Source organism: Marinomonas gallaica (assembly GCF_001639745.1).
Lineage (GTDB): Bacteria > Pseudomonadota > Gammaproteobacteria > Pseudomonadales > Marinomonadaceae > Marinomonas > Marinomonas gallaica.
The window spans coordinates 1-241 of sequence record NZ_LTAX01000106.1 but is presented as its reverse complement, the minus strand read 5'-3'; the positions used below and the strand labels follow the sequence as shown (position 1 = coordinate 241).

1 protein-coding gene is annotated in these 241 nt (G+C 43.2%); it reads left to right on the top strand.

The window, feature by feature from the left end; all coding sequences use genetic code 11:
• Positions 1 to 40 precede the first annotated feature (40 nt).
• Positions 41 to 241: hypothetical protein (locus tag AYW76_RS18820; RefSeq protein ID WP_197467865.1), on the top strand; the 201-nt coding region annotated here is incomplete at its 3' end.

The window sequence follows — 241 nt, the reverse complement described above, 5'->3', positions numbered from 1 at the left end:
AAAACAACACGTATTGGTACTATTGAAACAAGGAGAGACAATGTACAAGAAATTAGCGCTTGCAACTTTAGCAAGTCTTGCTTTAGTAGGATGCCAAAATACTTCGAGCGATGATCAGGCAAGTGCGACTGAAAGCAATTATGGCACAATCGCCAATGCAGCTTTAATGGGAGCGGTACAAGCATGGTCTTCACAAGGAGCGGCAGATACAGATTTAGTTTCAGCGCTACAAAGCAATGCC